Here is an 8,074-nt window from a genome sequence, read left to right as displayed (position 1 = left end):
CCGGAATTTTGCAACAGCCCGCTCCGCCGTCTGTGGTCCGCTGGAGGGCGGTTTTCGACCGGGGTCGCCGACCCTCACGCGCTGGCGGTGACCCGTGCGGCGGCGTGCCGCCCGGCACGGCGTCCGAAGTAGGAGCCCTCGCCCAATTGCGTTCCGCTGCAGTATCCCTTGCAGTCCTGTGCGATGTTGGTGGCGCTGGCACCGGCCGCGTACAGGCCGGTGATCACGGCCCCCGATTCGTCGAGCACCTCGCCGTCGATCGAGGTCGCCATGCCGCCCATCGTGAATCCCGCATACATGGCCTTGCCGAGTGACAGGTCGTAGGCCGCCCACGGCCCGGTGCCCTGCGGCTCGAGGAACTCGGCGGCCTTGTGGAAGTCGGGGTCCTCTTTCTTCGCGGCGTTCTCGTTGTAGCGGGCCATGGTCGCCTGCAACCTGCCTTCGGGGATGCCGAGGTCCCGCTCCATCTCCTCGATGGTCTCCCAGCCGTCGATCAGCGGGACGAGGTAGTTCTGCTTCTCGTTCATGTGCGACTCGTTGACGATGAGGTAGGCGACCGAATCCGGCTGCTCGAGAACGAATCCCGATGTCCTCGCGTGGTAGGAGTCCTCGGTGACGAACCGGTCACCGAACTTGTTCACGATGACACCCATGACCATGCTCGCGGGCGGGTAGATGGGGGCGGTGATGAATGCCTTGTCCATGTATTTCAGTGCGGCGCCGACGGATCGGCCCATGCGCAGGCCGAGACCGTCGTCGTAGGTGTTGCCGAGCACGAACGGTTTCTCGGCGAGATGCGGGGTGTGTTCGGCGACCATGTCGGGGTTCATGACGAAGCCGCCGGCGGCGATGATCACCGAGTCGGCGCGGATGACGCCCTCCGCATCGGGGGTCTTCCACGTCACGCCGACAACCGCTCCGTTTTCGTCGACGACCAGTTGCCGGGCGCCGGTCTCATACCGGACCTCCGCACCCAGCTCGTCGAGCCGGGAGACGAGCAGGTCGATCACCAGCTTCGCGCCGCCGGTCTCGCCGGGCACCGGCACCTTGTGTCCGCGGGGTGCGGGAACGGCCTGGTCCTTGAACGGCCAGACCTTCTCGTTGCCGGTGAACATCAGTCCTTCGGTGCCGGGCTGGATGACGGCCTTCTCGGGGTAGAAGCTGCGCTCGAAGGTGAAGCCCAGGCCTTCGAGCCAGTTGAAGTGGTCGACACTGTCGGCGCAGTAGGCATGGATCTTGTCTGCCTCGGGATCCAGCGACACCGCGGTGAGGTACTTCTCCATCTCCTCGACTGAGTCGTCCTGGCCGGTGGCCTTCTGAACGGCGGTGCCACCGCCGAGGTAGAAGAACCCGCCGGACAGCGACGTGGTGCCGCCGGGTGCCGCGGCGCGTTCGAGCAGCAGTACGCGCGCGCCGTTGGCGGCGGCCTCGGCTGCCGCACATCCGCCGGCGATGCCGAATCCGATCACGACGACGTCGACCTCGTCGGAGAACTCGCTCACCGAATCGAGTGCGACGGTCTCCGGGATCTCGGTGCTGGTAGCCATGCGGATCAGATTAGCCGACAAACTAGAACCTGTTCTAGTCTCTGGTAACGATTGGTGCTGCGGTGTGCCCGGATGGTCACCGCCCGGTCTCGGAACCGATCGCACACGGCGTATTCACAGGTTCCTCCGCTATCAAGAAATATGCCCTCGATCACGACGCGTCATGCAACCTCGCCGGCTCCCGCGCTGGCGGGTGTGGTCGCCGTCGGTGCGGCGCTGGCCGCGGGCGAACTGGCCGCCGTTCCCGTGTCGCCGGACGCGTCCCCCTACTTTGCCGTGGGATCCACGGTCGTCGACCAATCGCCCGAGGCGGTCCGCAAGTGGGCGATCGAGACGTTCGGGGTCGCCGACAAGCTGGCGCTCTTCATCGGCATGGGCATCCTCATCGCAGTGCTCGCGGCGGCGTGCGGATACCTCGAACGGCGACGACCCCCGCTCGGCTCCCTGGTGATCGCGGCCTTCGGGCTGGTCGGGGTGCTCGCCGCGATGAACCGGCCGGATGCGACCTGGACCCACGCGCTGCCGTCGATCGTCGCCGGCGTGGTCGGGGTGGTCGTGCTGAGGGTCCTGATCGCCCAATTGGGTTCCGACGAGCCACCGGCCGCCGAGACTGATACCGACTCCGCGGATGACACGCCGAAACCGGCTGCGCGGTCGGCATTCACGCGCCGCTTCGTGCTCACCGCGGGTGGCGTGGCGGCTGCCGCGGTCGTGGTCGGTGTCGTGGCCCGACGGGTACTCGCCGACACGGCGGGCGTCGTCGCCGACCGCGCCCGGGTTCTGTTGCCGCGCGCGGCCCAGAAGGCGCCGCCCATCCCGGCAGGTGCGCAGCTCGAGGTCTCGGGCGCAACACCTTTCATGACCGACAACGCCGATTTCTATCGAATCGACACGGCGCTGCAGGTCCCCACGCTGACCACCGGTGAGTGGCGACTGCGGATTCACGGAGACGTGGACCGCGAGGTGACACTGTCCTGGGATGACCTGCTCGCCATGCCGATGACCGAGCGGATCGTGACCCTCGCCTGCGTGTCGAACGAGGTCGGCGGCGATCTCGTCGGCAACGCCAAGTGGCTGGGGGTGCCGATGCGCGAGGTCCTCGACCTCGCGGGTGTGCGGCCCGGCGCCGACATGCTGCTGTCCACCAGCGTCGACGGTTGGACTTGCGGCACACCGATTTCGGCGGTCACCGACGGACGTGACGCCCTTCTCGCCGTGGGGATGAACGACTCGCCGCTTCCGCTCGAGCACGGATATCCGGTCCGGCAGGTGGTGCCTGGGCTGTACGGATATGTCTCGGCGACGAAGTGGGTCGTCGACTGGGAGATCACTCGCTTCTCCGAGGCCAACGCCTACTGGACCACCCGGGGGTGGTCGGCGCTCGGACCGATCAAGATGGCCTCGCGGTTCGACCGTCCGGCCGACGGAACCGAGCACCCGGCAGGCGAGGTAGTCGTCGCCGGCACCGCATGGGCCCAGCACACCGGTGTCGAGCGCGTCGAGGTGCGCGTCGACCAGGGGCCATGGCAGCCCGCCGAGCTGACCACGGAATACAGCATCGACACCTGGCGGCAATGGAAGTTCGTCTGGCAGGCGACGAAGGGCAACCACACCCTTGAATGCCGGGCGATCGATCAGCAGGGGAAACCGCAGATCGAGCGCTACCAGGCGCCGGCGCCCGACGGTGCAAGCGGGCTGGACGACCGCACGTACACCATCGTCTGACGGGCGACATGCACGACCGGTGACCGATCTCGGCCCGGGAGATCGCGAGCGTGTCACGCGGGCGGAGCGAAGAATTCGAGGGCGATGTTGTCGGGATCGCGGAACGACAGACCGGAACCGTAGTGCGCGTGACGGATCTCGCTATGTGGGATACCCGCGGCGTCGAGACGACTCTGCCAGGTTTTCGCGCTGTGGACGGGCCCCGTTGTGTCTGCCGGTCATGCGGTGCTTGTAGTACTTCAATGATGCGCCGCGAGCGGGCCGGAGACTACGGAACACCGAGGTTGGTGCAACTGGGCATCGGCATCAGGACGACATCTGTCCAGACATGTGTCCAGAAATGAGCGAAACCGCAGCGTCAAGGGTTGAGTGAGGTATCTGACTCACCTGAGTTCCCGCTGAGAACGCATGTTATGTTCAACGCACATTTATGTGAGCCGGGTGACAGTCATCCCTAGTCCCACCCGTGCACTCGTGACCTGCGTCAGGTCGTCCGTTTCGCCGACACACATGGCGGACCTGCACGATCTGGGAGCAGGTCACCTCGTTGACAAGACGCGCCGAGCACAGGCGCCAACCAGCGGCGCCGCGGTGAGCGGCGCCGGATCAGACAGGTGAGACAGATGACAGTGGGTGTCGTGCGCGAGACGGCCGAGGGGGAGCGCCGGGTGGCGCTGGTCCCGAAGGTCGTTGCCGCGCTGGTGGGCAAGGGTGTGCCCGTCGTGGTGGAGTCGGGGGCCGGTCTCGGCGCTCTGATCCCCGACGAGGCGTACACCGAAGCCGGAGCGACGATCGGCGATCCGTACGGCGCCGATGTGGTTCTGCGGGTGTCGCCGCCGTCGGATTCCGAGATCGCGAAACTGCGCAGTGGGCAGAAGCTGATCGGTTTCCTCGCGCCGCGTAACGCCGACAATCAGATCGGCACGCTACGCGCGGCCGGTGTGGAGGCGTATGCGGTGGAGGCCATCCCGCGTATCTCCCGGGCGCAGGTGATGGATGCGCTGAGCTCGCAGGCCAACGTCGCGGGCTACAAGTCGGTCGTGGTGGCGGCGGATGTGTCGACGCGGTTCTTCCCGATGCTGACAACCGCCGCCGGAACGGTGAAGCCGGCGACGGTGCTGGTACTCGGCGTCGGCGTGGCGGGTCTGCAGGCATTGGCGACGGCCAAGCGCCTGGGTGCGCGGACCACCGGGTACGACGTGCGTCCCGAGGTCGCCGAGCAGGTCCGTTCGGTCGGCGCCCAGTGGCTCGACCTGGGAATCGACGCGGCCGGTGAGGGCGGGTACGCCCGTGAGCTCACCGAGGACGAGCGCGCACAGCAGCAGCAAGCGCTCGAAGACGCCATCAAGGGGTTCGACGTGGTGATCACCACCGCGCTGGTGCCGGGTCGTCCGGCCCCGCGCCTGGTGACCGCGGCCGCGGTCGAGGGCATGAAGCCGGGCAGCGTGGTCGTCGACCTCGCGGGCGAGACCGGCGGCAACTGCGAGCTGACCGAACCGGGGCAGACCGTCGTGAAGCACGACGTGACGATCGCGGCACCGCTGAACCTGCCGGCGACCATGCCCGAGCACGCCAGTGAGCTGTACTCGAAGAACCTGCTGGCGTTGATCGAGCTGATGCTCGACGACAACGGCTCCATCACACCGGATTTCGACGACGAGGTCGTTGCGGCCGCGTGTGTCACACGCGAGGCACAGGAGGTGTCTGCCTGATGTATGCCGGACTTCTCGCGAATCTCGCGATCCTGGTGCTCGCCGGGTTCGTCGGCTTCGCCGTCATCTCCAAGGTCCCCAACACCCTGCACACACCGCTCATGTCGGGCACCAACGCCATTCACGGCATCGTCGTGCTCGGCGCGCTGGTCGTCCTGGGCAAGTTGCCCGCCGACGCCGGGTGGGGTGTGCGCATCATCGCCTTCGTCGCGCTGGTTTTCGGCACGCTCAACGTGATCGGTGGCTTCGCGGTCACCGACCGGATGCTGGGCATGTTCAAGGGTAAGAAGGAGGCGGCCAAGTGAACGGCTCGCAATTGGTGCTCGCGGCAGGCGCGCACACCCCGAGCGAAGGCATCGCCTATCTGGTGACCGCGCTCTACATCGTGTCGTTCTCCCTGTTCATCTACGGTCTGATGGGCCTGACCGGGCCCAAGACCGCGGTGCGCGGCAACTGGATCGCCGCGGTGGGTATGGGCCTGGCCGTCGCCGCGACGCTGCTCTACGTCTGGAATGAGGGTGCGGTCGGTTCCGACGGACACTCGACCGAGGGCGTGCCGACGATCAACTGGGTGCTGATCGCGGTGGGTCTGATCCTCGGTGTCGCACTGGGTATCCCGCCGGCACTGAAGACCAAGATGACGGCGATGCCGCAGCTGGTCGCACTGTTCAACGGCGTCGGCGGTGGCACCGTCGCGCTCATCGCGTGGGCAGAGTTCATCGAGACCTCCGGGTTTTCGACGTTCCACAACATTGAACCCGCCTCGCCGCTGGTGATCGGTTCGCTGATCGCGGCGATCATCGGCTCGATCTCGTTCTGGGGATCGTTGGTGGCCTTCGCCAAGCTGCAGGAGATCATGCCCAAGGGGCTGGAGAAGACGTTCGTCTCCAACGCCAAGCTGTTCCAGGCCGCCAACATCGTGCTGCTCATCGTCGCACTCGGTGTGGCGATCTACCTCGGAGTCGACGCCTCGAACGGTGGGGGCGCGAGCATCTGGTGGATGGTGGGTCTACTGGTAGCCGCGGGCGTGATGGGACTGTTCGTGGTGTTCCCCATCGGCGGCGCGGACATGCCGGTGGTGATCTCGTTGCTGAACGCGATGACGGGTCTGTCGGCTGCGGCCGCGGGTATCGCTCTGGACAACACGGCGTTGATCGTGGCCGGCATGATCGTCGGCGCCTCGGGTTCGATCCTGACCAACCTCATGGCCAAGGCCATGAACCGGTCGATCCCGGCCATCGTGTTCGGCTCCTTCGGTGGCGGCGATGCCGCTGCCGCAGGCGGCCCCGGCGCCGAGGGCGGCACCGTCAAGGCGACCTCGGCCGCCGACGCCGCGATCCAGATGGCCTACGCCAACCAGGTCATCGTCGTTCCCGGTTACGGTCTCGCCGTGGCGCAGGCCCAGCACGCGGTCAAGGAGATGGCAAAGCTGCTCGAGGCCAAGGGTGTCGAGGTCAAGTACGCGATCCACCCGGTCGCCGGCCGCATGCCCGGTCACATGAACGTGCTGCTCGCCGAAGCCGACGTCGAGTACGACTCGATGAAAGAGATGGACGACATCAACGGTGAGTTCAGCCGGACCGACGTCGCCATCGTCATCGGCGCCAACGACGTCACCAACCCCGCGGCGCGCAACGATCCGAGTTCGCCGATCCACGGCATGCCGATCCTCAACGTCGACGAGGCGCGGTCCACCATCGTGCTGAAGCGGTCGATGAGTTCCGGTTACGCCGGCATCGAGAACCCGCTGTTCTTCGCCGACGGAACCAGCATGCTCTTCGGCGACGCCAAGAAGAGCGTCGACAGCGTCATCGAGGAACTCAAGGCGCTCTAGCGTTTTCGCGTACCTCTCGGGACCCCGGCTACCGTTCTGGTTGCCGGGGTCTCGCAGTTCATTGCTCCCTTCAGGTGTGAGCGAGGCGAGCCACCCCTGCTCTCTTCGGGTGTGAGCGAGGCGGGCCACCCCTGCTCTCTTCGGGTGTGAGCGAGGCGGGCCACCCATGCTCCCTGAGGTGCGAGGAGCGATAGCGACGAGCCACGAAGGGTTTGGCGAGTGGGCCTGCCAGACCCTTCGTGACGCGCCCTCGCAAGCTCCGGACGCTCCTCAGGGAGCATGGGGGTCGCATCTTTCGGATCAGGGAGCAGGGCGGGCCAGTGGGTTCTGCGGGTTCTTTCGGATCAAGGACCAGTGGTCGCGGTGTCCAGTCGTGATCGAGCAGGAATCGAGAAGCGACCCCCGCGCGTCGGGCCGTAGTGTCGACGCCAATCGCCCGATCGGCCACGGAGGAAGAAGAGATGTCCCTGTCACCACGATCCCTGTCGCTCTGGTATCAGCGAAAGATGAACGAGCGCACCGTCACCCGCATCCGGAACAAGTCCGGATCGATGTGGGGTATGGAGATGCTCATCCTGCGCACGACCGGTCGGCGGTCCGGCCTGGTGCGCGAGACGCCGCTGAGCTGGTTCGCCGACGGCGACCACTGGCTGGTCGTCGCATCGGGTGGTGGCGACAGGAACCCGGACTGGTTCGCCAATCTGACAGCGAATCCCGGAGGCGTGTCAGTCGAGCGCCACGGGGAGGTGCCGGTGGCCGTGCGGCCGGTCGTACTCGACGCGGATGAGCGCGCGACGGCGTGGAATCGGGTGGTCGAGGCGCAACCGAGATACGCCAAGTACCAGAAGAAGTCATCGCGAGAGTATCCGCTCGTCAAGCTGGTTGCCTCTCAGTAGTGATCTCCGGGCCGGGATCGAGGCCGCCCGGAGCATCGAGAATATGACGAGGGTGAATAGCGATGATCCACAGTTCGTGTTCCGCGGAACACTCGTGACCTCGGGTTTGTGGCCCGGAGAATTGTCGGTGGTGCCCGATATCTTGTTCTCGTACCTTTCGTTCGGTTCAGGGGGTTGCGGTGGGGGTCAGTGCTTTTCGTTCGGTCGGGGACGTTGCGTCGATGTTCGACGGTGCGGATCCCGGGTCGTTGTCTGATGAGGTTCTCGAGGCGAGGGTGCTCGGGTATGCCGCGCAGATCACGGCGCTGACAGCGGGTTTCCTTGACCTGGTGGGGGAACTGGACGAGCGGGAGTCGTGGC

The 8,074-nt window shown here is 66.3% G+C and carries 6 protein-coding genes and 2 pseudogenes; 6 read left to right on the top strand and 2 right to left on the bottom strand.

The window, feature by feature from the left end; all coding sequences use genetic code 11:
* Nucleotides 1–74: 74 nt before the first annotated feature.
* Nucleotides 75–1,547 carry an FAD-binding protein gene (locus tag AMD30_RS23835; RefSeq protein ID WP_055477318.1) on the bottom strand — a complete coding sequence of 491 codons (1,473 nt, stop codon included), beginning with the start codon at nucleotides 1,545–1,547 and terminating at the stop codon, nucleotides 75–77.
* A 141-nt stretch (nucleotides 1,548–1,688) separates the two neighbouring features.
* Between AMD30_RS23835 and AMD30_RS23830 the strand changes: the two genes are divergently transcribed.
* The gene (locus AMD30_RS23830; protein ID WP_055477317.1) at nucleotides 1,689–3,272 is read left to right on the top strand and encodes a molybdopterin-dependent oxidoreductase; all 1,584 of its coding nucleotides are present in this window, start codon (nucleotides 1,689–1,691) and stop codon (nucleotides 3,270–3,272) included.
* Nucleotides 3,273–3,325: 53 nt separating this feature from the next.
* On the opposite strand, the pseudogene AMD30_RS24830 reads toward AMD30_RS23830, so the two are convergent.
* Nucleotides 3,326–3,451: pseudogene (locus AMD30_RS24830) on the bottom strand (VOC family protein); the annotation flags it as partial.
* Between the two features lie 444 nt (nucleotides 3,452–3,895).
* Here AMD30_RS24830 and AMD30_RS23825 point away from each other — a divergent pair.
* The 5 genes and pseudogenes from AMD30_RS23825 to AMD30_RS25625 all read left to right on the top strand — a co-directional run.
* Nucleotides 3,896–4,984, top strand: coding sequence for a Re/Si-specific NAD(P)(+) transhydrogenase subunit alpha (locus AMD30_RS23825; protein ID WP_014928521.1), 1,089 nt, complete (start codon nucleotides 3,896–3,898; stop codon nucleotides 4,982–4,984).
* Complete coding sequence (locus tag AMD30_RS23820; RefSeq protein WP_004020381.1) at nucleotides 4,984–5,289, top strand: NAD(P) transhydrogenase subunit alpha; 306 nt, start codon at nucleotides 4,984–4,986, stop codon at nucleotides 5,287–5,289. The genes AMD30_RS23825 and AMD30_RS23820 overlap by 1 nt, the downstream gene beginning before the upstream one ends.
* Nucleotides 5,286–6,818 carry an NAD(P)(+) transhydrogenase (Re/Si-specific) subunit beta gene (locus tag AMD30_RS23815; protein WP_010843157.1) on the top strand — a complete coding sequence of 511 codons (1,533 nt, stop codon included), beginning with the start codon at nucleotides 5,286–5,288 and terminating at the stop codon, nucleotides 6,816–6,818. Before AMD30_RS23820 ends, AMD30_RS23815 begins: the two co-directional genes overlap by 4 nt.
* A 461-nt stretch (nucleotides 6,819–7,279) precedes the next feature.
* The gene (locus AMD30_RS23810; protein WP_055477316.1) at nucleotides 7,280–7,714 is read left to right on the top strand and encodes a nitroreductase family deazaflavin-dependent oxidoreductase; all 435 of its coding nucleotides are present in this window, start codon (nucleotides 7,280–7,282) and stop codon (nucleotides 7,712–7,714) included.
* Between the two features lie 179 nt (nucleotides 7,715–7,893).
* A pseudogene (locus tag AMD30_RS25625) lies at nucleotides 7,894–8,074 on the top strand (HNH endonuclease); the annotation flags it as partial.

It is taken from the genome of Gordonia sp. HS-NH1, assembly GCF_001418765.1.
Classification (GTDB): domain Bacteria; phylum Actinomycetota; class Actinomycetes; order Mycobacteriales; family Mycobacteriaceae; genus Gordonia.
Note: the sequence above shows the minus strand (reverse complement) of the source record. Positions and strands in the feature narration are given on the sequence as shown.

What these genes read in the sequence shown, in the direction of transcription:
- AMD30_RS23835 (WP_055477318.1), bottom strand. Translation starts at nt 1,547, where the DNA reads ATGGCTACCAGCACCGAGATCCCGGAGACCGTCGCACTCGATTCGGTG.
- AMD30_RS23830 (WP_055477317.1), top strand. Translation starts at nt 1,689, where the DNA reads ATGCCCTCGATCACGACGCGTCATGCAACCTCGCCGGCTCCCGCGCTG.
- AMD30_RS23825 (WP_014928521.1), top strand. Translation starts at nt 3,896, where the DNA reads ATGACAGTGGGTGTCGTGCGCGAGACGGCCGAGGGGGAGCGCCGGGTG.
- AMD30_RS23820 (WP_004020381.1), top strand. Translation starts at nt 4,984, where the DNA reads ATGTATGCCGGACTTCTCGCGAATCTCGCGATCCTGGTGCTCGCCGGG.
- AMD30_RS23810 (WP_055477316.1), top strand. Translation starts at nt 7,280, where the DNA reads ATGTCCCTGTCACCACGATCCCTGTCGCTCTGGTATCAGCGAAAGATG.